We start from the raw sequence: 21,993 nt of genomic DNA on the forward strand, positions 1-21,993 counted from the left end.
CCTGCGCTTCGCTTATGCCGACCTCGCCGTCATCCCGCCGTCGACCACGAGTTCGAGCCCCGTGACGTAGCGGGATTCGTCGGAAGCGAGAAACAGCGCCGCATTGGCGACATCCCAGGCGTCGCCCATGTGCCCCATCGGCACTTGCGAATCCCTTGCCCGCCACATCGCCTCGACATCGCCCTTGGCATAGCTCGCCGCCAGACCTGCGGAGTGCTCGACCATCGGCGTTTTCATCAGGCCCGGCAGAATGCAGTTCACCCGGACATGATCGGCTGCGAACTGCACCGCCGTGGTGCGCGTCATCTGGTTCATCGCCGCCTTCGACGCCCCATAGGAGACGTAGGAAATCCCGACATGGCGGATCGAGGCGATCGAAGAGATATTGATGATCGAGCCGCCGCCCTGCTTCTGCATCACGGGAATAACGTGCTTCATGGCGAGGAAGGCGCTCTTGAGATTGACCGCGAACACGCGGTCCCATTCGGACTCCGTCGTCTCGACCACGCTGCCCATCTCGGCAATGCCGACATTGTTGTCGAGCACATCGATACGGCCATAGGTTTTCAGGCACGCCGCCACCATCGCCTCGACATCGGCGGCGCGGGAAACGTCGGCGGTGAAGGCCGCCGCCTTGCCGCCCTCGCCCGTGATGATCTTCACGGTCTCTTCGGCTGCCGCCGCGTTGCGATCGACGCAAAACACCTGCGCACCCTCGCGAGCAAAAGTCACCGCGGTCGCCTTGCCGTTGCCCCAGCCGGGCCCGATCGAACCCGCGCCGACCACCATCGCCGTCTTGCCCTTGAGCCGTTCCATCGACTTCTCTCCCCTTGATTTGGCCGGGAAGTTGAACGGGCACAGGCCCGCGGTCAACCCGTCCGGTGCGTGGCGGCCGATGCAACCCTCGCATGGATGCAGCCATCCCAAAGTCTCTCGATTTAAGCCCTTGCCACGCCTGCCCAAACCGGCATGAATGCGCCGCCGTTAAAGGCCCCGGCGATCCAGCCGGGAGTTATCAATGCGCTCCGGGGGAAGCATGGCCGCACAGGGTCAACCACCAGGCAATTCGTTGCCCAATGACGACGTCGTCGCCGTTTCCGACGAGGCGTTGCATAAGGCTGAATTGTTCATCGAGGCCGAGGAAGGCGCGGCCAACCGCCTGATGGGATGGGCGGGACGGATCTCGACCACCATTGCGGTGGTGATGAGTCTGTTCCACCTCTATGCGGCCTACGCGATCGTTCCGACCCAGGAACTGCGCTATACCCACGTCGCCTTTACGCTGGTGCTGAGCTTCCTGCTGTTTCCGCTGGCGACGCGGTTTCGCAACCGGGTGCGATGGTGGGACGTGGTGCCGGGCATCTTTGCGGTCGCGACCATCGTCTATGCGCTGTGGGGCGGCGAGGACTTTACCGACCGCGCCACCTCGCCCGACCGCTGGGACGTCATCGTCGGCGTCGTCTTCATCGTGCTCGTGCTGGAGGCGACGCGGCGCACCACCGGGCTGATCATGCCCGTCGTGGCAATATTGTTCATCGCCTATGCGATGCTCGGCCCGCATCTGCCGGCGCCATGGACCCATCGCGGCTACGATCTGCCCCGGCTGGTCGGCCATCTCTTCATCACGCTGGAAGGTATTTTCGGTGTCGCGGTCGACGTGTCGGCGACCCTGATCATCCTGTTCACGATCTATGGCGCGTTCCTGGCGCAATCCGGTGCCGGCAAGTTCTTCATCGATTTCTCGCTGGCGCTGATGGGCGGCAAGGCGAACAGCGCCGGCAGAACCGTGGTGCTGTCCTCGTTCCTGCTCGGCGGCCCCTCCGGATCGGGCGTCGCCACGACCGTGATGATCGGCACCGTGGCCTCCCCGATGCTGGCCAAGGCCGGCTTTGAGAAAAACGCCGCCGGCGGTCTGCTGGCGGCTGGCGGCCTCGGCGCCATCCTGTCGCCGCCGGTGCTCGGCGCCGCGGCGTTCCTGATCGCCGAGTTTCTCAAGATCAGCTATCTCGACGTGATCTGGATGGCGACGATCCCGACCTGCCTCTATTACATGTCGCTGCTGTTCATGGTCGAACTGGACGCGAAGAAGTTCGGCGCCAAGGACGTCAACTTCACGCCGGAGATGTCGCTCGGACAGATGACCCGGCGTTACGGCTTTCATTTCATCTCGCTGCTTGCCGTGGTCGTATTCATGGTGATCGGCTATTCGCCGTCGCTGTCGGTGTTCTATGCCATCGTCGTGACCTTCGCGCTGAGCTTCCTGCGCAAGGAAACCGCGCTGGTGCCGAGCAAACTGGTCAAGGCGCTGGCGGAAGGCTCGACCGGCGCGCTGAACGCGGCGACCACCTGCGCCTGCGCCGGCATCGTGGTCGGCATCGTGACGCTGACCGGTCTCGGTCTCAAATTCTCGGCGATCGTGATCAGCTATGCCGGCGGCAGCCTGCTGCTGACGGCGATCTACACCGCGCTGATCGTGTGGATCATCGGTCTCGCGGTGCCGGTGACCGCCTCCTACATCATCTGCGCGGTGATCGCCGCACCGGCACTGATCAAACTCGGCGTGCCCGATTACGCCGCGCACATGTTCATCTTCTATTACGCCGTGCTGTCGGAAGTGTCGCCGCCGACCGCGCTGTCGCCGTTCGCAGCGGCTGCCATCACCGGCGGCGATCCCTACAAGACCACGCTGCAGTCCTGGAAATACACCTTGCCGGCGTTCCTGGTGCCGTTCGTGTTCGTGCTCGACCCGCAGGGCGTCGGATTGCTGCTCGCGATCCCCAAGGGCGGATCATGGCTCGACATCCTCGAAATCACGATCAAGACCACACTGGGACTGCTGGCGCTGGCCTCAGTTGCCCAGAACTGGGCGCTGCGACAAAATACGCGGGTCGAGGGCGGCCTGCTTCTGCTATCCGGATTGCTGCTGGTGTTTCCGAGTTTGATCGAGGCGATCGTCGAATGGATGATCGGCCGCGATATCAGCTACACCTACGTGCCGGGGCTGATTATCGGCTTCGGCGTGTTGCTGTGGCAGTCGAGAACGCCGGCGCCGAAACGACCGGCGCTTACAACTTAAGTCCAAGAATAACGTCAAGGATAGGGTCAAGGGAGTAATTGAGATGAAAATAATGAAAAAGACCGTGGCCGTGCTGGCTGTGACTGTTGCGGCCGGACTCGCCTTCGCGGGCATCGTCCATGCCCAGCAGAAGACGATGTCGATCGGTACCGGCGGAACCGGCGGCGTCTACTATCCGCTTGGCGGCGCCGTCGCCAACGTGCTGTCGAAGAGCCTTCCCAACGTGCAGGCCACGGCCGAGGTCACCGGCGGCTCGATCGACAATCTCAAGCTGATCGGCAGCGGGCAGAGCGAGATGGGCTTCACCATGGCCGATGCCGCGCTCGACGCGCTGCAGGGCCAGGACAAGTTCAAGAGTGGCAAGCTGCCGCTGCAGGCGCTGCTCGTGGTCTATCCGAACCGCATGCACGTGGTGACCGTTGAAGGCACCGGCATCAACACCATGGCGGACCTGAAAGGCAAGCGCGTCTCGACCGGATCGCCCGGCGGCGCCACCGAAGTGATGGCGTTCCGCGTCATCGAGGCCGCCGGCCTCGACAAGGACAAGGACATGAAGCGCGAGCGGCTCGGCGTCGCGGAATCCGTCAACGCCATCAAGGACCGCAAGATCGACGCGTTCTTCTGGGTCGGCGGCATCCCGACCGCGGCGGTGACCGATCTGGCGGCAACGCCAGGCATCAAGATGAAGCTGGTCGACCACGGCGATCTCGCCGAGAAGATGAACGCCAAGTACGGCAAGCTCTACACGTCCAGCAAGATCAAGGCAGGCTCCTATCCCGGCTACGACAAGGACAATTCCATCGCCGAGGTCTGGAACCTGATCGTGACCGGCGACAAGATGAGCAACGACGACGCCTACACGATCGTCAAGACGCTGGTGGAGAAGAAGGCCGACATCGTTGCCGTGCACAAGGAAGCCGAGAGCTTCTCGCTCGACAACCAGGTGCAGGACCGCTCGCCGATCCCGTTCCATCCCGGTGCGCTGAAGTATTTCAAGGAAAAAGGCATCGGCGGCTAAGTTTCGTTCATGCCCTGACACGTAGCCGGATGAGTAAAGCGACATCCGGGACAGTCACGGGTTAACCCGGATTTCGCTTCGCTCATCCGGACTACGCGTTTCCATTTTGACCGCGGCCTGCCAAGGGCCGCGGTCATTTCTTTGAGTTTGCTGTTTCTCGCTGCAGTCGCCGCTGTCGGCCTGATCGGGTTTTGCGCCATGATGCCAAAGACCCCGGGCATGACCTCGACGGGGGTGGTGGTCGCGCCGATTAACAAATACGGTCCGCAGAAATTTTGGAGGGACCGACATGACTTCGAAGATTATCCATCCGTACCGCCTGAGCCGCCGCGCTGTGCTGACCGGCGCGGCTGCCTTAGGCGGTATGTCGCTGTTGCCGCGCCGGGCGGGCGCCGATCAATGGCCGACGCGGCCGGTCAAACTGGTCGTGCCGTTCGCGGCCGGCGGCACCACCGACATTTTGGCGCGCGTGGTCGCGGCAAAAGTCTCGGAGGAGTTCGGCCAGCAGTTCATCGTAGAAAACAAGACCGGCGCCGGCGGCAACATCGCGGCGGAATTCGTCGCGAAGGCCGAGCCCGACGGTTACACCTTCGTGGTGGGAACGCCGGGCACGCACGCCATCAACCAGTTCGTGTTCAAGAACATGAACTACGACCAGGCCAGGGATATCGCTCCGGTCATCATCATCGCGCGGGTGCCCAATCTTTGTTCGGTCACCAATTCGCTGCCGGTGAAATCGGTCGCGGAACTGATTGCCTATGCCAAATCGAAGCCGGGCGAGTTGTTCTACGGCACGCCCGGGCTCGGCAGCACCGCGCATGTCTCGACCGAATTGTTCAAGTCGATGACCGGCGTCGAGATGACCCATGTGCCCTACAAGGGCAGCGCACCGGCGCTGACCGACCTGATCGCCGGCCGCCTGCAGCTGACGATCGACAATTTGCCGGCCTCGCAGCCGTTCGCCGAATCCAACTCGATCCGTCCACTGGCGGTCTCCTCTGCCAGGCGCTGGCCGGGCCTGCCGGATCTGCCGACGATCGCGGAAGCCGGCGTAGCCGGTTACGAGGCGGCCTCCTGGTTCACCATCGGTGCGCCGGCCAAGACATCGAAGGAGATCATCGACAGGCTCAACGTCAGCGTCGACAAGTTTCTCAAGACCGAGGACGGCATCGCGCGGCTGCGCAAGCTCGGCGCCGAACCCGCCGGCGGGTCGCCCGCGGACATGCAGGCTTACGTGCTGGCGGAAACCGAGAAGTGGGGCAAGGTCGCCAAGTTCGCCGGCATCAAGCCGGAGTGACGATCGCGTTCAGCTGACGCCGCGCGTCGAGGTGATTCTCTGTTCGGCGCGAACATATACTGTGGCCGCGCCGACAAGCGACCACAGGCGTTAACGCGCGTCCAGCAATGAAACAGCGCGCAAATGCACGCCACGGTTCATAGAGCTTGCCTACGACAGCAACGTGCACGGATCGGTCTCCATCGGGCTCCCGAGTTGCCATGTTACAGCCAGATGACTTGCCGCTTTCGTTAAAATTCTAATTTCATTGGCTGCTTTAACCTTACCCGTGCATTCATCACCGTGTCCCTAAAACTCCATGATTAGCGCCGCCGCGCGGATGTACGACTAGCGTCGATATCTGTGCAGGGGGACGGAATGAATCTGATCAATGCTAAAGCGCATGCGCGCACCGGTGGCTTCGGGCTGCGAAGGGTGATGCCCCGCGCCTGCGTGGCCGACGCCAAGAAACACCTGCGGTTGTTCCTCTCTGACGCGCTCGAGGAGCTCGGCTTCATCACCAGCGCATGCGCGTGTGCGAGCGAGTTGGCGGGAGTGCTTGACGCACAACAGCCTGACCTCGTCGTGCTCGGTGTGTCCGTCAACGGGACCGAGGTCGGCGAAATTCTCGAAGTTCTGGTCCGGAAAAATTTCGGCGGCAAGGTGCTCATCATCGGTCCACCGGACTCGATTATGGTAAAGGCGGTTCGGCAAATTGCCGAGGAATACGATATCGCGATGCTGCCCTCGCTGCCGACGCCCTTCAGCGCCGGAACGTTGCGGGCCAGCGTCGCTTCGCTGCTCCCCGCCGAACCGGCGCCGAGCCCGGCGGTGGACGTGGCCGAGGCGCTGAAGGCCGGCTGGCTCGAATTGTGGTATCAGCAAAAGATCAATGCCCGCACGCTGGTTCCGAGCGGCGCGGAGGCGCTGGTGCGGATGCGACATCCCGCCTGGGGGGTCGTTCCACCGGCGTATTTCATTCCGGACGACAAGGATCCGCATTATCGCGCGCTGTCCGAGTTCGTGATCGGCCGCGCGATCGAGGATTGGCATTACCTTCTGGAGCAGCATGGCCCGGTCGATCTCTCGATCAACCTGCCGGTTTCGTTTTTAAGGGGCCGCGAAACGGTGCGCGACCTCTGTCTCGGAATGCCCGACCATCCCGCGTTCGGCGGTTTGATCATCGAGATCGACAGCGCCGAGGTGACGGACAATCTGGATCTCGTGATCGACGTCGCCAGACAGGTGCGCCTGCATAATATCGCGATTGCCGTCGACAATGTCGGGCCGGAATGGCCGGCGCTCATGGGCCTCCGGAACTTTCCGTTCGTCGAGCTGAAAGTCGATCATCAGTTTGTCACCGGCTGCGCGGATGACCGCTTGAAGCAGACCGTATGCCGGCACATTGTCGAGCTGGCGCAGGACCATGGTGCGCGCGCCATCGCCCAGGGGGTCGAAACCCGCACCGATTTTCTCGCTGCGCATGACATGGGTTTCGATCTGGTCCAGGGCTATCTGTTCAGCAAGCCGCTCGGGGTCAAGAAATTTGCCCGCTCGCCCCCGGTGCTGCCATCCCCCGCCGGGTAAAAGCCGTGAGGGGGCGCTCGGTCCGGCTCACCCGAACTTCATCAAGCACTGGCTCGCGGATGAACCAGCCGCGTGTGCGCGCGGCCATGTTCATCGAAGTTCTCGTCCGCGAGCCACGCGGCGATGGCGGCGCGGCGCGCCGGCCACTCGGCGGCGATGATCGAGTGCCACGCCACGTCGCAGCGACGCCCCTTGCTGAGGGCCGAGCCACGCCAGGTACCCTCCGGCGTAAAACCGTAGCGCACGGCCGCGTTCAGCGACGCCTGGTTTGCCGCGTTGCAGCGCCAGACCAGCCGCTGGTACTGCAACTCCTCCATCGCATATTGCATCAGGAGAAAGATCGCTTCAGTCGCGGCCCGGGTTCGCTGCAGCCGCGGCGAAAACCAGATCGCCCCGATTTCGATCGCCCCCTCGGCCGGATAGATATCGCACAGCGATAACCAGCCTTGAGCCACGCCGCTGCTGTTCGGCCGCACCACCCAGAACGGCTGATCCGCCCGCCCGGCCAATTCGGTGACCAGCGCCAGCAAGTCGCACTGCTGCGCGAACGGCCCGTAACGCAAATAGGCAAATGACGCATCGGCGCCCTGCGCGGCGTGCCAGAGCTCGTCCGCGTGTCCGGCGCGAAGCGGTTCGAGGGACATCGCGCGTCCCTCAAACCGGATTCGTTCAGGAAACGGCCAGGGCGGTGGCGGCGTGCCCGGCGCAGAGGGGGCGGCTGTCACGCCCGCCGACCATCAATCGAACTTCATGTCGAGACATTTCGAGATGTCGGAGCCGAGGCCGGACGAGATGATGATGCATCCGCGCACCTTGCGCGCATTGTTGTCGCTGGCCCACACCGCATAGCCGCCGGGTCCGAAGAACGAGTTGGTGTTCGGCGGTTCGGTTTCGGTGGCGTCGAACGAATAGTTCGAATCGGTCTCGAAGATGCGAGGCTTCTTGGCGCAGTTGCCGTCGGCCTGCACGTTGATGACTTCCTTGTTGTCGCGGGTCAGCGCCAGCGTGACCTGGCAGCGGTAATATTCCGAGGTCTTGATGTTGAAGACATACGCATACGATCTGCAGGTTGCGGTGTTGAGCTTGCCGGGGCTCAGGCCGCGGCTGCAGGCAATCCGCTGGTTGTTGCTGAGCTTGAATTCGTCGGCCTGGACAGCGGAAGCCAGCGTCATGAAAGACAGCGCAACACCGAAACCAATCTTCACGACGAGGTTCATCCGAATCATCCCTATAACGTTTCTGGCAATTGCGCGTTTGTAACCGGAAACCGGAACATAGTCGCGAAGTCGAAGGCGGGAAATCACAAAGTCGCAGAGAAGGCGTGATGCGGCAAAGGTACCATTGACGGAATAATGACGTTCGTGATTTGTTCAAACGAATGGGGCAGAAGCCAATTTTGGCCGCTGGGAGGGACAACGATGACGGGAATTTCAGCCAGGACCTTTTTGATCGCGGCCGCGCTCGGCGGGCTGACGTCGTCCGCATTCGCACAGGCCGCCGCGCCAACGCCCTGGGAGCTGAACTCCGGCACGGGCTATGCGTACGGCAAGGACGGCAAGACGGTTGCGTACAAGTTGGGCACCAACAACGCCGGCACGCTGCTGAAGGGCGCCAAGAAAGTGCCGAAGGGCACGCTGTTCTTCGTCGGCGAGAACGGCCAGCTTTACATGCGCACCGGCCCCTACCTCGAAGACGACGGCAAGTTCAAGTTCGGCGCGAATTGAGTTTTCCCTTCTCCCCTTGTGGGAGAAGGTGGCATAGGCGGCCTTCGGCCGCCGTCCTTAGAACGCCGATGCCTTGCATCGGCTATGGCGCCGGATGAGGGGTCTGTATCCGCGGAAAGAACCCCTCACCCGTCACGAACGCTTCGCGTCCGTGCCACCCTCTCCCACAAGGGGAGAGGGGAAGAAGCACTCCGCGCTAGCTAAAACGACGCCGCCAGTTCCTTCGCGCCGGGCTTGCTGCTGTTGACGTCCATCCGCTCGTCGGTGATCGCCAGCAGTTTCGCCACCGTGTTGTGGCGGATCGCGACCGGGTTGCGCTCGTAGCCACCGCGCTGGAAGAAATTCGAGGTCGGCACCTGCTCGCGCATCGCCTGCGGCATCGTCACCATGTCGAGACCGGTGCTGTCGCCGGTCAGGTTCATCATCTCGAGTTCGGCGGCGCTGAGCGGTCTGGTATAGCCCTTGGCGCGCGCGAACAGCACCGAGGTCAGCAGCTTGTGGGTCTGCAGCAGCGGGCCGACGTCGATGTCCAGCACCATGGCGTGGACCCCCCAGCCCTGCGGCGTGTTGGCGAGCTTTTCGTGCTCCGACCATTGCACCGGCACCGAGCGCGTGAACGCCACCATCCGCTTCAACACCGCCAGTTTATGATCCATCGCCTTGCGCGCCGGCCCTGACAGGCCAGCGGCCTTTTCCGTCAACGCCTTGACGATGTCATGCCCCTGTTCGGCGAGCAGCGAGACGGTGTTGGTGGTGAGCAACTGGTTGTAGCCAACCGCCGTCGAGATCGCGCGCGAGCCTGGGCGCGAGGAACTCAATCCGGATTGCATGTCGTGATTGCCGTTGCCGCCGGTCTCGAACGAATAGACCCGCACGATCTGTTCGCGCGTCAGCCCGGAAGCCAATGCGACGCGGCCATATGCGCGCTTGAACTCGACCTCGCTGGCGGGCCGCTGCGGCGCAAACTGGAAATGCGCCGCAGCGGCTTGCAGGAAATCGGCGACCACCGGAAGCGGCTTGCGCTCGCGGGGCTTGTCGTCGGGCTCCGGATCCACCGGCCGCTTCGGCCCGTCGTACAGCGGCGGCTGAGTCAGCACATAATCATCGAGCGTGATGGCCTGGCGCTCGCGCCGCTTGGCGTTGCGGCCGCGCCGTTTTTCGGCAATCGCGCTCCAGTAAGGTTCGGCTTCCTGCTCGAACGCGGCGCGCGCGGCCTGATATTCCTTCAGCTTGCGGCGATATTCCGCGATCGCCTGCGGCGAAGCCGCCTGCGCCATCGCATCCGCCGTCGAGGCCGGCAGCGCGTCCATGGCCAAAGCCGGCGCGCCCGCGGGAAGCGCGAGCGCGACAAGGCAGAAATAAAGGCGAATCAATTGCAGGCGCATGGCCCCGTTGTATCAATTGCCGGGCTCAAGTCAGTTAACAAAGTGCCCGAAACGGCGCGGCGCGGTGCCGCTCACTCCTGCTCGACGCCGCTGGTCTTGATCAGTTGCGACCACTTCTTTTCATCCTTGTCGATGAAATCGGCGTAATCCTCCGGCGTGCCCGGCGTAATCTCGGTGCCGTCATTGGCCAATTGCCTCTTGACCTCGTCGGAGCCAAGCGCGTCGCGCAGCACCTTGTTGAGCTTGTCGATGATGGGGCGCGGCGTGCCCGCAGGCGCCGCGAGGCCGTAATACAGCGACGCATCGAAGCCGGCCAGACCCGCTTCCGCCATCGTCGGCACGTCCGGCAGCAGGCTGGAGCGGGTCGTGCTGGTCACCGCGAGGGCGCGCAGTTTGCCGGCCGAGACGTTGGGGTGCGAGGCCGGGATCGGCGCGAACGCCATCGGGATATGGCCACCCAACAGATCGGTCAGCGCCGGACCGGTTCCCTTGTAGGGAATATGCACCAGCGTGATCCCCGCGGTGCGTGCGAAATATTCACCAGTGATGTGACTGACCGTGCCGGCGCCGGCAGAGCCGAAATTGACCTTGCCAGGATTGGCCTTTGCGTGCGCGATCAGTTCGGCAACCGTCTTGGCCGGAAACGACGGATGCACCACCAGCGAATTCGGCGCATTGCCGATCAGGCCGATCGGCGCGAAATCCTTGCGCGGATCGTAGCCGGCGCTCTTGTAGAGCGACGGCCCGATCGCGAGCGTGCCGGTATAACCCAGCACCAGCGTGTAGCCGTCGGGATCGCTCTTGGCGACGGCCTTGGTGCCGATCGTGCCGCCGGCGCCGGGGCGGTTGTCGACCACGACCTTCTCGCCGAGCAGTTCGCTCATCTTGTCGGCGATGCCGCGGCCGACGATCGAGGTCGAGCCACCCGGTGCGAACGGAATCACCAGCGTAATCGCTCGCGTCGGATAGTTTTGCGCATGCGCAGTGTTAATGCCGATGACCGAGCCTAGCGCGGCGGCGATGGCTAAAGCGTTCCAGACGCGCATGCGGCATCCTCCCTTTTGAATTTGTTGTTGGCCGCATGGTCGCTGAATCAATCGGCATCCGCAACCCGTGTCCCACCGTCATTGCGAGGAGCGGAGCGACGAAGCAATCCGTCGTTCCGCGGATGCATGGATTGCTTCGCTTCGCTCGCAATGACGGTTGAGCCCTATTTCCAGGCGAACACCGGCTGTTCCAGCTCGGCCACGCGGGTGTTGCGGCCGGACAGCACTTCGCTGAATTGATAGATCAGTGCCGCCGTCGGCGCGTGGATGTGTTGACCGGCGAGGCGAAAGCGGATCACGCGCCGCGTGCTTTCGGGAATTTTGGTGAAGCTGAACGCATCTTGCTGCTCGATCTCATCAAGCGCGATGCGGTGCACGGAAGCCACCTCCGCCGGGTTCGGCACCAGCGCGGCCTTCGTGCTCGCCCACACCACGACCGGCGTGATCAAATAGCCGGACCTCGTCGGATAGTCGTCGAGCAGGCCCAGTACATCGCCCTCCCCGAGCTCCAGGCCGAGCTCTTCGTGAAGCTCGCGCAATGCCGACTGGACTTGCGTCTCGCCGGGATCGCAGCGTCCGCCCGGCAGCGCCCATTGGGCCGAATGGGAGCGCAGGCCCTCGGCACGCCGCGTCAGGAGAAACGCCGTTTCGCCACCATTCTCGCTTTCGGTGAGCGCGATGACGACGGCGGCCCGCTTCAGCGCAGGCTCTGGCTCTGGCTCATCCGCCGTCGCCCGCGAAAAAGCTGCAACGAGCTCTGCGATATTTCGCCGGGTGGCATCATCAAATGAACGGGCCATGACGCTTGACTACAATACTCCCGCGTTTGATGAAATGACTGTCGAGACATGACCGCCTGCAGGAAACGGAATGCATCAGATGACGACCAGGGCCGCCACGGAGAAGCTCAAATCCGATGGCTGGAAAATCGTCGAAACGACCGGCTTCCTGCATCTGATCGGACCGCTGTGGCAGCGAACAGTCGACGGCGAGCTTGAATTCGCGCTGATCACCGAGGACAAGCACCACAACCGCCGCGGACTGGTGCAGGGCGGTGTGTTGATGACGTTCGCCGACCGCACCTGCGGCATCACCGCGCGACACGTCTCGGGCAAGCCGACGCTGGCGACCGTGCAGCTCGATACGCATTTCGTCGAATCCGGCAAGATCGGCGAGGTGTTGATTTCCAAACCGCACGTGGTGCGCGCCACCCGCAGCCTGATTTTCATCACCACCGAAGTCACCGTCGACAAGCGCTGTATCGCGATGGCGTCGGGCGTGTTTAAGATATTGAAGAACGATACGTGATCCATCCGTCATTGCGAGGAGCAAAGCGACGAAGCAATCCACCTTTCTTGTCTGCGCCTATGGATTGCTTCGCTGCGCTCGCAATGACGACGGCCATAAGGAGCCCGCACCATGCAATATCGCCAACTCGGCCGCAGCGGCCTGAAGATTTCGCCGATTTGCCTCGGCACCATGATGTTCGGCGGGCCGACCGATGAGGCGACGTCGTCGCGGATCGTGGCGAAGGCACGCGAAGCCGGGATCAATTTCATCGACAGCGCCGACGCCTATAATGGCGGCAAGTCCGAGCAAGTGGTCGGCCGCGCCATTGCCAATAACCGACACAGTTGGGTGCTCGCGACAAAACTCGCCAACCAGATCGGTGACGATCCCAATTGCGGCGGGCTATCGCGGCGCTGGGTGCTGCAGGCGGCGGAAGAGAGCCTGAAGCGGCTCGGCACCGATCATATCGACATCTACTATCTGCATAAGGAAGACCACGCGACGCCGCTGGATGAGACCGTGCGCGCGATGGGTGACCTGATGCGGCAGGGCAAGATCCGCTATTTCGGCGTTTCGAACTACCGTGCCTGGCGCGTCGCCGAGATCTGCAACATCTGCGACCGCAACGGCATCGACCGCCCGGTCGTCAGCCAGCCCTATTACAACGCCATGAACCGGATGCCGGAGGTCGAGCACTTCCCGGCCTGCGGTTATTACGGTCTCGGCATCGTGCCCTATAGCCCCTTGGCGCGCGGCGTGCTGACCGGCAAGTACCTGCCCGATGCAACGCCCGACAAGGACAGCCGCGCCGGCCGCAACGACAAGCGCATGATGCAGACCGAATGGCGGCCGGAATCCTTGCTGCTCGCGCAGCAAATCAAGGAGCACGCCGAAGGGCGCGGCGTCACCGCCGGGCAGTTCGCGGTGTCATGGGTGCTGAACTCGTCGTTCGTGTCCGGCGTGATCGCCGGTCCCCGCACCGAGGAGCAGTGGGACGTTTACCTGAAGGCGCTCGACTATCGCTTCACGGCGGAGGACGAGGCGCTGATCGACCGGCTGGTCGCGAGCGGGCATCCATCCACACCGGGGTTCAACGATCCTGCCTATCCGATCGAGGGACGGCGCGCGCGCACGGCGACTTAAACGAAAGTCGCATACGGCATCGTCGCCTGCAAAAATTTAATTCAGCGCCTTCGGAATAAATCCGGAAGCCGCCATCGACGTTGTTCACCATCTGCCGCGTCGAAGCGTCGCATCTTCCCGAACATTCTTGCCAAACACCTGCGCAAGCCTTTGTCTCCCTTCCAATAATAAGGGGCGCATCCTTGGTTGGATCGCCGTCAAAACGGGGAGGAAATCATGACGACATCCAAAAAAGACACCACTTCCAGCCGCCGCCGCTTCCTGAAAGTGGCCGCCGCGGGCGCTGCAGCAACGGTCGCAGCCCCCAGCGTCGTAAGCGCGCAAGGCGCGACCAGCATGCGCTTCCAAAGCACCTGGCCGGCCAAGGATATTTTCCACGAGTACGCGCTCGACTACGCCAAGAAGGTCAACGACATGACCGGCGGCGATCTCAAGATCGAGGTTCTGCCGGCCGGCGCCGTGGTGCCCGCCTTCGGCCTGCTCGAGGCGGTCTCGAAGGGTACGCTCGACGGTGGACACGGCGTGCTGGTCTATCACTACGGCAAGCAGAACGCGCTGGCGCTGTGGGGCTCCGGTCCCGGCTATGCGATGGACGCCAACATGCTGCTCGCCTGGCACAAGTACGGTGGCGGCAAGGAGCTTCTGGCCAAGCTGTACGCCTCGATCGGCGCCAACGTCGTCTCGTTCCCGTATGGGCCGATGCCGACCCAGCCGCTCGGCTGGTTCAAGAAGCCGATCACCAAGGCTGACGACATGAAGGGCGTCAAGTTCCGAACGGTCGGCATTTCGATCGACGTGTTCAGCGGCATGGGCGCTGCGGTCAACGCCCTGCCCGGCGGTGAAATCGTCGCTGCGCTCGATCGCGGCCTGCTCGATGCCGCCGAATTCAACAACGCGACGTCGGACCGCATCCTCGGTTTCCCCGACGTGTCCAAGATCTGCATGCTGCAGAGCTTCCACCAGAACGCCGAGCAGTTCGAGATCATGTTCAACAAGGACAAGTACGACGCGCTGCCGGCGAAGATCCGCGCGATCCTCGACAACGCCGCCGAAGCGGCCGGACAGGACATGGCCTGGAAGGCGATCGATCGCTATTCGAAAGACTACGCCGAGATGCAGACCAAGGATAACGTCAAGTTCTACAAGACCCCTGACTCGGTGCTGCAGGCGCAGCTCGATATTTACGATCAGGTGGTCGAGAAAAAGTCGGCGGAGAATCCGCTGTTCAAGGAGATCGTCGCGTCCCAGCTGGCGTTCGCCAAGCGTGCGACGCAGTGGGAGCAGGACACCGTGGTGAACCGCCGGATGGCGTACAACCACTACTTCGGACCCAACGCCAAGAAGCGGACCTAAAGGCAATAGAATCGGCCAACAGACCCCGTCCGGGATGGCAATCCCGGGCGGGGTCTTGTATCGTCGGCTGGCCATCGCCTGCGCAGTCACGACGTGAACGCGCTCCGACGCGGCGCCGGGCTTCAGGTCGGCCATTACGCCCGCCCCGTCCGGATCATTCCTGCAGCCCGTACCAAGCAGTCCAGATTTCATGAACAGCGACCGTTTTCTGCATACCATCGACGGTATCAGCACCTTTGCCGGCAAGGCGGCCGCCTGGCTGATCATGGCGCTGATGCTTCTCGTCTGCGCCGAGGTTTTCAAGCGCTACATCCTGAACATGCCGACCGCCTGGATCTTCGATGCGTCGAACATGATGTACGGCGCGGCGTTCATGCTTGGCGGCGCCTATACGCTGGCGCAGAACGCCCATGTCCGCGGCGACTTTCTCTATTCCTCGATGCGGCCGCGCACCCAGGCCGGGCTCGATCTGGTGCTCTACGTCGTGTTCTTCCTGCCCGGTATCGCGGCGCTGGCTTATTCCGGCTGGGACTACGCCGCGCTGTCCTGGCGCATCAACGAGCACTCCAACGTGACCGCGGACGGGCCGCCGGTCTATCATTTCAAGGCGATGATCCCGCTGGCCGGCATATTGCTGCTGCTGCAAGGGTCCGCTGAAATCGCGCGCTGCGTCATTTGCCTCAAGACCGGCGTGTGGCCGAGCCGCCTCAAGGACGTCAGCGAGATCGACGTCGTCGAGGAGCAACTGGCGCTGAGCGAGCATGTCGACGACGAAACGCGCCGAAACGCGATCGAGCATGCGCAGAACATCGAGGAAAGCGCGCGCCAGCGCGGCTTGGGCGGAGCGTCACAGCCATGAGCGATCCGGCACTCGGGCTTTTGATGCTCGGACTCATCGTCGTCGTCATCATCATGGGTTTCCCCACGGCGTTCACGCTGATGGGGCTCGGGATGTTCTTCGGCTTCTTCGCCTATTACCGCGCCGGCGAATCCTGGGCCGATAACCACATCTTCGACCTGATGGTCCAGCGCACCTATGGCGCGATGACCAACGACGTCCTGATCTCCATCCCGCTGTTCGTCCTGATGGGCTACGTGATGGAACGCGGCGCCCTGGTGGACAAGATGTTCTACGCGATCCAGCTGGCGTTCCGGCGGGTGCCGGCGGCGCTCGCGGTCGCCTCGCTGATCGTCTGCACCTTCTGGGGCATTGCCTCCGGCCTGGTCGGCGCCGTCGTGGTGCTGATGGGCGTCATCGCCTTCAACCCGATGCTCAAGGCCGGCTATGACGTGAAGCTCGCCTCCGGCGTCATCACCGCCGGCGGCACGCTCGGTATCCTGATCCCGCCCTCGGTCATGATCATCGTCTATGCGGCGGTCGCCGGACAATCGGTGGTGAAGCTGTACGCCGCGGCGATGTTTCCGAGTTTCTTCCTGGCGTTCCTCTATCTCGTCTACATCGTCGGCTGGGCGCTGATTAACCCCAAAATCGCGCCGAAGCTGCCGGAGAGCGAAACCCGGGTGCCGGTGCGGCCGTGGGTGACGCAGATCCAGCAGCTCTATTCCCGCAAGATGCTGCCGACGTTGCTGGCCGCGACGGTGGTCCCGTCGCGGGCCCTTGCCATCACGGTGGATGGCGCCCGGCTCGGCTACGGCACGATCCTCAAGAGCCTGTCGTTCGCGCTGGTCCCGCTGGTCATGACGCTCGGCACCCTGTGGGGCATCTGGTGGTACGTCGTGATCCACCAGCAGCCGGACGCGCCCACCGCCATCGAGCGCAGCGAGGCTCCGACCCCGCTCGGACAGGGCGCGCCGAGCAGCGAGCCGGTCGAGGAAAAGCTTCAGGAACTGGGCAGCTCGGTCCAGCAGTCCGGCGCAGCCAAAAAGGGCGAGCCGGAAGTGCTGCAGCAGATGGGCAATCTGCAGAGTGAAAGCGCCGCCCCGCCGTCGGCGTCCGGGCCGCCTGAAGGCTTTTATCTGTATTTCGGGTTCACGGCGGCGGTCCTGCTGCTGCTGCTGTTCTACTATTACGCGATCATGGAGGCCGAGCAGTTCGAGGTGCTGCGGCTGCTGATCACCTCGGTGATGCCGCTGGGTCTCCTCACCGTGATCGTGCTCGCGGTGATCCTGTTCGGCATCACGACCGCCACGGAATCGGCGGCGGTGGGCGCTGCCGGCGCCTTCCTGCTGGCGTTCCATGCCCGCACGCTGAACTGGAAAAAGACCAAGGAGGCAGTGTTCCTCACCCTCAAGACCACGTCGATGGTGTGCTGGCTGTTCGTCGGCTCGGCGCTGTTCTCGGCGGTGTTCGCAATTCTCGGCGGCCAGGCGCTGCTGGAAAGCTGGGTGCTGTCGCTCAATTTGACGCCGGTCCAGTTCATGATCCTGTCGCAGGCGATCATCTTCGTGCTGGGCTGGCCGCTGGAATGGACCGAGATCATCGTGATCTTCGTGCCTATCTTCCTGCCGATGCTGAAGCACTTCAGCGTCGATCCGATCCTGTGGGGCGTGCTGGTGTTCGTGAACCTGCAGGCCGCCTTCCTGTCGCCGCCGGTGGCGATGTCGGCGTTCTACCTGAAAGGCGTCGCGCCCAAGCACGTCACGCTGAACCAGATCTTTTCCGGCATGATGCCTTACATGTTCATCGTGATCATCTGCATGGTCATCATGTATATGTGGCCGGGCATGACGCTGTGGCTGCCGAAATATCTGTACGGCGGTTGAGGCCGGGGGACGCCGGGTTCTCCCGGGCTAGAGCCCCGTTCCGATAGAATCGGAACGACGCTCTAGATTCATGTTTTGACGCGTTTTCTTCACGCGAACCGGTGTCCACTTCGCTGGAAAACGCTCTGCTGGGAACAACGGCCTGAATGGGCCGTTGAGTCCCCTGACTCGCGGTGAACGCAGCCACAGGCCAGCGGAGGATTCCGATGGAACCGATCCTGGGTTTTGAACCGATCCTGTTTGTTATCGTCGTGGTGCTCCTGTTTGGTGGCGGGAGCTATTGGGGCCGGCGTCACGGCCACCGGTGAGAATGACCATGATCGATTTTCCGAACCATAGCCGCAGCTATGACCACACGCGGCGCGCCGTCCGGTTTTGGGGCTATGACAGCGCGATCGAGGCCTCGTTCTACGTGAACGAAGCTGCGCTGGCGCGAATGCAGCCCGGGGTTCAGCTCGATGAAACGGGCTTCCTGAACGCCTTCGACGCCAATCGCGACAGGATCTGCGCCGCCGCCGCCAAGGTTTACGTGCGCGGCACCCGCGGCTCCTACGATCTCGGCGCGGCGAACTTCTAAAGGAAGTTGCGGCCTCAATCCGCCGGGCACAGCCCCTCTTCGATCGCGGCCGATTGCAATTGGCCGGCATCGGTGACGCCAGCCGCCGCGGTTGCCAGGATGCGCGACGCCATCTTGACCTTGATCGCCGGCGTGGCGGGCTTGCCCGACGCAGTGTCGACATGGGCCGACGCCGCTTCCAGCACCGATCTCATCATTGAAACCAGTTCCGGATTGAAGTTGTTCGGCGAAATCTTGGTCATGCGCGCTCCCGTTGGCGCTCATGTAGCGCGGCAACGTGACTCCAATACGACCCTGGTGTGAAAGATCGCCATAGAGGTTAAGGGAGGAACCCGGCCCGGCTTCGGGGGATGGGCTGCGCTGCGGGAGGCGAGAAGAATCGTTCTGATTTGATTTTCAAACAGCCAAAGCCGTCATTGCGAGCCACCGGTCGCGCGAATGCGCGCCCGATGACAGGCTCCGCGAAGCAATCCCTCTATCCACTTGCGGAGGCATGGCTTGCTTCGTCGCTTCGCTCCCTTGCACAAACGCTTCGCGTTTGTTGCAGGCAATGACGGCGGATATGCCTTCGCGTTCTCGCGACGCATTGCGCCCGAGCTTTGCCAGAAACTCCTTGCCCTCTCATCAATAGGGCGCAGGGAAGACCGGGTGCGCGCTGCACCCGCGGTCTCGTGTGCAATTGTGCATAAGAATGCGCACACGAGCATACAGGTCCAGCGGAGAGCATCCGGCCTTCCCTGCGCAATGGCTTTACGGCTTATAACGCGCTCTCCCCGGTGAGACGGCCTCTATTGCCACCGTCGCCCCTCGGAAGCGTTAGCTCCCGAAAGACTTGACGCCGTTACGGGCGCCAGGACCACACGCTTTCGCCGTACGCTCCAGCCGCGACCGTCAATCGCAACTGTCACGTCCACCGCAACCCGCCCCTCGTCGTGACGACGGCCGACGCCCCTCTTGATAGGACGGGATGCGCGAATTCGTAGAGATGATTTGCCCGACGAGGAAAGCGGAATTTTGCCCGTCGGGTTAATTTGTCGCACTACTGTCTCCATGTCGTCCAGATTAGGCAGTCATTCCGCGGCCCATCTTTCGAAACATTAACTTCACCGCCAGCGTCCCGTAATGGCGGGGCTGATATTCCTGCGCCAGACCAACAAAGCGCGAGGTTTCGTTGTGGGACGTGCGTTGGAATACAATTTTACAACGCTGCGAATTTCCCGAGCCTATGTCAGCCTGGTGTCCCGCCCTGAGGGTGAGGCGATTTCCCTGGCGTGGATCGGCGACTATGAAATTCGCTTGCGCGCAGCCTCAGCGGCTTGCGCCGCAAGGCAGCCCCTTTTTATCGTCGAGATCTTCGACCATGACGCGCAAATCTTTATTGACAGTCGCGCGTGCCACACCCTTGCGGAAGGCGCCGTCGCGTTCGACGAATTCCTGCATCTGGCGGAGCCGGTAGCGGGCGGACCGCACGACAGGTAGATCGTCGGATTTCGCTATTTTGTCTCCGCCCGATCTTTCAGGATGACAGCCAGCGGATTGGGTGCCGCCGCCCCGACAAGCTTCAAGGTGTTGGTGTCGTGATGATTGAAGGGCAGGTCTCGCCCCTTCACCAGAAGCTCGGTTTCAAGGAGATAGGTCCAGCTGCCGTCGTCGTTGAAGGTGATGTCGCATCGATAGCTCTCGGTGCGGAAAGCTTCGTCCAAAAATTCCGTCGAGCAGATTCCGTAACGCGTATCGCCGCGCTTGGCCGCTACCGAGATTCGCCTGTCATCCGGCTTGGCATGGCCCGCCGCGAGCAAGACCTGGCCTCGCGGAATGGTCACGCTTTGCAGGATCAGGCCGGTTGCGGGCTCCCAGAGCCAGTAGCCGACCTGATCGTGGAAGGTGATGTCTTCCTCCGGCGTGTTGATGTGGATGTGATAGCGCAAACCGTAAAACAGCTGCGGTCCGTTGGCCTGTGGATCGATCGGGTCCATCCGGACATGCTCGCGAAACACCCGACGCTCCGGGCCGTCGGCCTTGGGGTTGACGTCCACGCCCTTGTCCGCCTGCCAGATACCCGCCAGATGACGGAGCGGTCCGAGATTGGCGAGGCTATCAGGCGACACGTTGTCAGGCTCGGTAAAGATGTCGGCGGGAATGGGCAGCATAGGAAAACCTCACGTGATCGCGGTTTCGGCAATATCAGGCTTCCCGGGCGATTGCGTCGCCATTTCGGTGTCCGCCAGTTATAAGCTTAAATTGCGCATCCCAGGGCGACAAGTCGCGCAGGAAAGCAGCTTGTATGCGCCGGCAATGTCTGCCGGCGATCAGGCGTGGAAATAATCATGATCAAAAACGGGCTCTATTCGTTACATGCCAAATCCCGCGACGGCGTAGCCGACGACGTTGGCGGCGTCCTGATCTTCCGCGACGGCCAGATCCATGGCGGCGACGCGTATGTCTATTACACCGGCAGCTATGAGTGCTCGGGTGGAAGCTGGAAAGGCAAGATGACCAGCAACGAACATACCCCGACAGACCGACCGATGGTGGCCCGGGTCCAATACATCGGATTTTTCGGCACCTACAACGACGCCGGTGCCAAGGTCGATGCCATGGCCTTGGTTGGGGAACAAGGGATTCGGTATGATGCGGTGTTGCGGTTGCAGGTGGCGGGGTAGATTGGATTGGTCGCGCTGCACGTCCGGCGCACCCGGATCGAATGCATCGCGCGCGAAGCGCGGTGGGACGAATTAGCCGAAGGCGTAATCCGCCCCATCAGGAGGGTACACAACGAGGGATTACGGCTTCGCCTCCAATCCGCCCGAGTTGCGAATTTGATGCAGGTCCATGACCGATCCAATTTCGCTATAGCTGTTCGCGCCATATGCTAGACGCCCGCCGGCAACGGACATGGCAGTGTCGGCTCAGCTCTGCATTGGCAAGAGCGGAGCAACAGGCGCTTGGCATCATGACCTCAGGAAACAGCGACAGCTCCGGCGTCGTCCCGTCGCAGCATTCGAAGGTCGTCATCGTCACGGGTGGCGCGCGCGGATTGGGCCGGGCCTGCGTCGAACGGTTTCTGAATGACGGCGCGCGCGTCGTCGCCGTCGACCTCGATGAATCAAGCCTCGCCGATCTCAGCAGCAAGTCAGACAGTCCGGCAAGCCGCCTGCGCACGGTCATCGCCGACGTCAGCAAGCGCGCCGACGTCGAGCGTGCGGTCGACATCGCTGTCCAGGAGTTCGGCCGACTCGACGTGATGATCAACAACGCAGGGATCGTTCGCAGCCAGGACTTCCTCACGATCACCGAAGACGATTTCGATAAGGTCCTGGGCGTGAACCTGAAGGGGCCTTTTCTCGGGGTTCAGGCTGCTGCACGGGCGATGATTGCCGGCGGCAACGGCGGCGTCATCATCAACATGTCGTCGATCAACGCCATCCTCGCAAACCCCTCGATTGCGACCTACGCAATCTCGAAGGGCGGATTGAACCAGCTCACGACGACGGCCGCACTTGCTTTGGCGTCTCACGGTATTCGCGTCGTCGGCATCGGACCGGGCACGATCCTGACCGACATGGTCGCGAAATCGATCATGACCTCTGACGAGGCTCGGCATTCAATCCTGTCGCGGACACCGATGGGACGCTGCGGAGATCCGTCCGAGATCGCTTCCGTCGCGGCCTTTCTTGCCAGCAAGGACGCGTCCTACATTACCGGGCAAACCATCTATCCGGACGGAGGGCGCTTGATCCTGAACTACACGGTTCCGGTCGCATCCCAGTAACACTTGCGCTACGCCCGCGTTA

22 protein-coding genes are annotated in these 21,993 nt (G+C 62.5%); 14 read left to right on the forward strand and 8 right to left on the reverse strand.

Annotated features, from left to right (window positions below; translation table 11 throughout):
* Positions 1-12 precede the first annotated feature (12 nt).
* Entirely contained in the window at positions 13-816 is an 804-nt protein-coding gene (locus ABIE49_RS17120; RefSeq protein WP_192735304.1) for an SDR family NAD(P)-dependent oxidoreductase, read from the reverse strand.
* A gap of 202 nt (positions 817-1,018) precedes the next feature.
* Between ABIE49_RS17120 and ABIE49_RS17125 the strand changes: the two genes are divergently transcribed.
* The 4 genes from ABIE49_RS17125 (at position 1,019) to ABIE49_RS17140 (ending at position 6,957) form a co-directional block, all read left to right on the forward strand.
* Positions 1,019-3,076 carry a TRAP transporter permease gene (locus ABIE49_RS17125; protein WP_354066853.1) on the forward strand — a complete coding sequence of 686 codons (2,058 nt, stop codon included), beginning with the start codon at positions 1,019-1,021 and terminating at the stop codon, positions 3,074-3,076.
* A gap of 43 nt (positions 3,077-3,119) precedes the next feature.
* Positions 3,120-4,094: a TAXI family TRAP transporter solute-binding subunit gene (locus ABIE49_RS17130; protein WP_192735305.1), complete on the forward strand. Its 975-nt coding sequence runs from the start codon at positions 3,120-3,122 to the stop codon at positions 4,092-4,094.
* Positions 4,095-4,383: 289 nt separating this feature from the next.
* Positions 4,384-5,391 carry a Bug family tripartite tricarboxylate transporter substrate binding protein gene (locus tag ABIE49_RS17135; protein ID WP_192735306.1) on the forward strand — a complete coding sequence of 336 codons (1,008 nt, stop codon included), beginning with the start codon at positions 4,384-4,386 and terminating at the stop codon, positions 5,389-5,391.
* 357 nt (positions 5,392-5,748) lie between these two features.
* On the forward strand, positions 5,749-6,957 hold the full coding sequence (locus ABIE49_RS17140) for an EAL domain-containing response regulator (RefSeq protein ID WP_192735307.1): 1,209 nt from the start codon (positions 5,749-5,751) through the stop codon (positions 6,955-6,957).
* A 41-nt stretch (positions 6,958-6,998) separates the two neighbouring features.
* On the opposite strand, the gene ABIE49_RS17145 is transcribed toward ABIE49_RS17140, so the two are convergent.
* Positions 6,999-7,601 (reverse strand): GNAT family N-acetyltransferase, encoded by a 603-nt coding sequence (locus ABIE49_RS17145; protein WP_192735308.1) that lies wholly within the window; start codon positions 7,599-7,601, stop codon positions 6,999-7,001.
* A gap of 93 nt (positions 7,602-7,694) precedes the next feature.
* The gene (locus ABIE49_RS17150) at positions 7,695-8,174 is read right to left on the reverse strand and encodes a hypothetical protein (protein ID WP_192735309.1); all 480 of its coding nucleotides are present in this window, start codon (positions 8,172-8,174) and stop codon (positions 7,695-7,697) included.
* Positions 8,175-8,375: 201 nt separating this feature from the next.
* Between ABIE49_RS17150 and ABIE49_RS17155 the strand changes: the two genes are divergently transcribed.
* A complete protein-coding gene (locus tag ABIE49_RS17155) occupies positions 8,376-8,681 on the forward strand; it encodes a hypothetical protein (RefSeq protein ID WP_192735310.1) in 306 nt (101 codons plus the stop codon).
* 200 nt (positions 8,682-8,881) lie between these two features.
* Here ABIE49_RS17155 and ABIE49_RS17160 read toward each other — a convergent pair whose 3' ends face one another.
* From ABIE49_RS17160 to ABIE49_RS17170, 3 genes are all read right to left on the reverse strand, one after another.
* On the reverse strand, positions 8,882-10,066 hold the full coding sequence (locus tag ABIE49_RS17160; protein WP_192735311.1) for a hypothetical protein: 1,185 nt from the start codon (positions 10,064-10,066) through the stop codon (positions 8,882-8,884).
* Positions 10,067-10,137: 71 nt separating this feature from the next.
* Complete coding sequence (locus ABIE49_RS17165) at positions 10,138-11,112, reverse strand: Bug family tripartite tricarboxylate transporter substrate binding protein (RefSeq protein ID WP_192735312.1); 975 nt, start codon at positions 11,110-11,112, stop codon at positions 10,138-10,140.
* 164 nt (positions 11,113-11,276) lie between these two features.
* Positions 11,277-11,912 (reverse strand): NUDIX hydrolase, encoded by a 636-nt coding sequence (locus ABIE49_RS17170; protein WP_192735313.1) that lies wholly within the window; start codon positions 11,910-11,912, stop codon positions 11,277-11,279.
* A 79-nt stretch (positions 11,913-11,991) separates the two neighbouring features.
* Here ABIE49_RS17170 and ABIE49_RS17175 point away from each other — a divergent pair, with 79 nt between their 5' ends.
* From ABIE49_RS17175 to ABIE49_RS17200, 6 genes are all read left to right on the forward strand, one after another.
* A complete protein-coding gene (locus ABIE49_RS17175) occupies positions 11,992-12,420 on the forward strand; it encodes a PaaI family thioesterase (RefSeq protein WP_192735708.1) in 429 nt (142 codons plus the stop codon).
* A 111-nt stretch (positions 12,421-12,531) separates the two neighbouring features.
* On the forward strand, positions 12,532-13,545 hold the full coding sequence (locus tag ABIE49_RS17180) for an aldo/keto reductase (RefSeq protein WP_192735314.1): 1,014 nt from the start codon (positions 12,532-12,534) through the stop codon (positions 13,543-13,545).
* Between the two features lie 216 nt (positions 13,546-13,761).
* Entirely contained in the window at positions 13,762-14,898 is a 1,137-nt protein-coding gene (locus ABIE49_RS17185; protein ID WP_192735315.1) for a TRAP transporter substrate-binding protein, read from the forward strand.
* Between the two features lie 190 nt (positions 14,899-15,088).
* Complete coding sequence (locus ABIE49_RS17190) at positions 15,089-15,757, forward strand: TRAP transporter small permease subunit (protein WP_192735316.1); 669 nt, start codon at positions 15,089-15,091, stop codon at positions 15,755-15,757.
* On the forward strand, positions 15,754-17,622 hold the full coding sequence (locus ABIE49_RS17195; RefSeq protein ID WP_192735317.1) for a TRAP transporter large permease: 1,869 nt from the start codon (positions 15,754-15,756) through the stop codon (positions 17,620-17,622). Before ABIE49_RS17190 ends, ABIE49_RS17195 begins: the two co-directional genes overlap by 4 nt.
* A gap of 316 nt (positions 17,623-17,938) precedes the next feature.
* Positions 17,939-18,199 carry a DUF1488 family protein gene (locus ABIE49_RS17200; RefSeq protein ID WP_192735318.1) on the forward strand — a complete coding sequence of 87 codons (261 nt, stop codon included), beginning with the start codon at positions 17,939-17,941 and terminating at the stop codon, positions 18,197-18,199.
* Positions 18,200-18,213: 14 nt separating this feature from the next.
* Here ABIE49_RS17200 and ABIE49_RS17205 read toward each other — a convergent pair whose 3' ends face one another.
* Positions 18,214-18,441: a hypothetical protein gene (locus tag ABIE49_RS17205; protein ID WP_192735319.1), complete on the reverse strand. Its 228-nt coding sequence runs from the start codon at positions 18,439-18,441 to the stop codon at positions 18,214-18,216.
* An 880-nt stretch (positions 18,442-19,321) separates the two neighbouring features.
* Here ABIE49_RS17205 and ABIE49_RS17210 point away from each other — a divergent pair.
* Positions 19,322-19,678 (forward strand): hypothetical protein, encoded by a 357-nt coding sequence (locus ABIE49_RS17210; protein ID WP_192735320.1) that lies wholly within the window; start codon positions 19,322-19,324, stop codon positions 19,676-19,678.
* Positions 19,679-19,692: 14 nt separating this feature from the next.
* On the opposite strand, the gene ABIE49_RS17215 is transcribed toward ABIE49_RS17210, so the two are convergent.
* The gene (locus ABIE49_RS17215) at positions 19,693-20,349 is read right to left on the reverse strand and encodes an FABP family protein (RefSeq protein ID WP_192735321.1); all 657 of its coding nucleotides are present in this window, start codon (positions 20,347-20,349) and stop codon (positions 19,693-19,695) included.
* A gap of 177 nt (positions 20,350-20,526) precedes the next feature.
* Here ABIE49_RS17215 and ABIE49_RS17220 point away from each other — a divergent pair, with 177 nt between their 5' ends.
* Both ABIE49_RS17220 and ABIE49_RS17225 read left to right on the forward strand, forming a co-directional pair.
* Positions 20,527-20,862, forward strand: a complete 336-nt coding sequence (locus tag ABIE49_RS17220; RefSeq protein ID WP_192735322.1) for a GrlR family regulatory protein — start codon at positions 20,527-20,529, stop codon at positions 20,860-20,862.
* Between the two features lie 290 nt (positions 20,863-21,152).
* Positions 21,153-21,971, forward strand: a complete 819-nt coding sequence (locus ABIE49_RS17225; protein ID WP_192735323.1) for an SDR family NAD(P)-dependent oxidoreductase — start codon at positions 21,153-21,155, stop codon at positions 21,969-21,971.
* The last annotated feature ends 22 nt before the right edge of the window (positions 21,972-21,993 follow it).

It is taken from the genome of Bradyrhizobium sp. OAE829, from assembly GCF_040546575.1.
Classification (GTDB): domain Bacteria; phylum Pseudomonadota; class Alphaproteobacteria; order Rhizobiales; family Xanthobacteraceae; genus Bradyrhizobium.

Excerpts from the sequence above, each read along its gene's own strand:
- ABIE49_RS17120 (WP_192735304.1), bottom strand. The coding sequence starts at position 816 with ATGGAACGGCTCAAGGGCAAGACGGCGATGGTGGTCGGCGCGGGTTCG.
- ABIE49_RS17125 (WP_354066853.1), top strand. The coding sequence starts at position 1,019 with ATGCGCTCCGGGGGAAGCATGGCCGCACAGGGTCAACCACCAGGCAAT.
- ABIE49_RS17130 (WP_192735305.1), top strand. The coding sequence starts at position 3,120 with ATGAAAATAATGAAAAAGACCGTGGCCGTGCTGGCTGTGACTGTTGCG.
- ABIE49_RS17135 (WP_192735306.1), top strand. The coding sequence starts at position 4,384 with ATGACTTCGAAGATTATCCATCCGTACCGCCTGAGCCGCCGCGCTGTG.
- ABIE49_RS17140 (WP_192735307.1), top strand. The coding sequence starts at position 5,749 with ATGAATCTGATCAATGCTAAAGCGCATGCGCGCACCGGTGGCTTCGGG.
- ABIE49_RS17145 (WP_192735308.1), bottom strand. The coding sequence starts at position 7,601 with ATGTCCCTCGAACCGCTTCGCGCCGGACACGCGGACGAGCTCTGGCAC.
- ABIE49_RS17150 (WP_192735309.1), bottom strand. The coding sequence starts at position 8,174 with ATGAACCTCGTCGTGAAGATTGGTTTCGGTGTTGCGCTGTCTTTCATG.
- ABIE49_RS17155 (WP_192735310.1), top strand. The coding sequence starts at position 8,376 with ATGACGGGAATTTCAGCCAGGACCTTTTTGATCGCGGCCGCGCTCGGC.
- ABIE49_RS17160 (WP_192735311.1), bottom strand. The coding sequence starts at position 10,066 with ATGCGCCTGCAATTGATTCGCCTTTATTTCTGCCTTGTCGCGCTCGCG.
- ABIE49_RS17165 (WP_192735312.1), bottom strand. The coding sequence starts at position 11,112 with ATGCGCGTCTGGAACGCTTTAGCCATCGCCGCCGCGCTAGGCTCGGTC.
- ABIE49_RS17170 (WP_192735313.1), bottom strand. The coding sequence starts at position 11,912 with ATGGCCCGTTCATTTGATGATGCCACCCGGCGAAATATCGCAGAGCTC.
- ABIE49_RS17175 (WP_192735708.1), top strand. The coding sequence starts at position 11,992 with ATGACGACCAGGGCCGCCACGGAGAAGCTCAAATCCGATGGCTGGAAA.
- ABIE49_RS17180 (WP_192735314.1), top strand. The coding sequence starts at position 12,532 with ATGCAATATCGCCAACTCGGCCGCAGCGGCCTGAAGATTTCGCCGATT.
- ABIE49_RS17185 (WP_192735315.1), top strand. The coding sequence starts at position 13,762 with ATGACGACATCCAAAAAAGACACCACTTCCAGCCGCCGCCGCTTCCTG.
- ABIE49_RS17190 (WP_192735316.1), top strand. The coding sequence starts at position 15,089 with ATGAACAGCGACCGTTTTCTGCATACCATCGACGGTATCAGCACCTTT.
- ABIE49_RS17195 (WP_192735317.1), top strand. The coding sequence starts at position 15,754 with ATGAGCGATCCGGCACTCGGGCTTTTGATGCTCGGACTCATCGTCGTC.
- ABIE49_RS17200 (WP_192735318.1), top strand. The coding sequence starts at position 17,939 with ATGATCGATTTTCCGAACCATAGCCGCAGCTATGACCACACGCGGCGC.
- ABIE49_RS17205 (WP_192735319.1), bottom strand. The coding sequence starts at position 18,441 with ATGACCAAGATTTCGCCGAACAACTTCAATCCGGAACTGGTTTCAATG.
- ABIE49_RS17210 (WP_192735320.1), top strand. The coding sequence starts at position 19,322 with ATGGCGGGGCTGATATTCCTGCGCCAGACCAACAAAGCGCGAGGTTTC.
- ABIE49_RS17215 (WP_192735321.1), bottom strand. The coding sequence starts at position 20,349 with ATGCTGCCCATTCCCGCCGACATCTTTACCGAGCCTGACAACGTGTCG.
- ABIE49_RS17220 (WP_192735322.1), top strand. The coding sequence starts at position 20,527 with ATGATCAAAAACGGGCTCTATTCGTTACATGCCAAATCCCGCGACGGC.
- ABIE49_RS17225 (WP_192735323.1), top strand. The coding sequence starts at position 21,153 with ATGACCTCAGGAAACAGCGACAGCTCCGGCGTCGTCCCGTCGCAGCAT.